This window comes from Brevundimonas sp. UBA7534 (assembly GCF_002479325.1).
Lineage (GTDB): Bacteria > Pseudomonadota > Alphaproteobacteria > Caulobacterales > Caulobacteraceae > Brevundimonas.
In genome coordinates this window covers 7,355-7,769 of record NZ_DLMO01000001.1, presented here as the reverse complement: position 1 = coordinate 7,769, position 415 = coordinate 7,355, and the positions used below count along the sequence as shown (strand labels likewise).

Annotated in this window: 1 protein-coding gene; it reads right to left on the bottom strand. The window is 67.2% G+C overall.

Going from position 1 to position 415, the window contains the following annotated elements:
* A partial coding sequence (locus tag B2U11_RS00045) for a 5'-nucleotidase C-terminal domain-containing protein (protein WP_292068887.1) occupies positions 1–415 on the bottom strand: 415 nt, incomplete at both ends.

Below are 415 nucleotides of genomic sequence, written 5' to 3'. Positions count from 1 at the left end.
GCCCACAGTGTCGATGTCGAGCGTCCGGCGGTCTCGCCCGTAATGTTCGGGCACCCCTTGGGCGGTGACGAAGGCCACCAGATAGTCCGCCTCCGGCTCGACAGGGCGGTCTCCGACCAGCAGGCGGTCGAGGCGCTGCCCCTTGGGATTCTCAAGCTTCACGAAGGCCGTGAGACCCCGGCAACGTTTGATGTAGCCGCCCATCTGCTCATACGGGTCGGCGGCGAAGGTGCGCTCCAGATTTTCTTCCAGCATCGCTTGCAACTCGGCCCCGGTCAGCGTCGTGCGTGAGATCGGCGGATTCATCGGCGCCATATTGTAGAGGTCGCCCAGAGTGACCGGACCCGGCGCGACGGGCGCGCCGTAGCGCCAGCCGTTGGAGAAGGCGATGTCCACGCCCGCCGCCTGCGCCGCC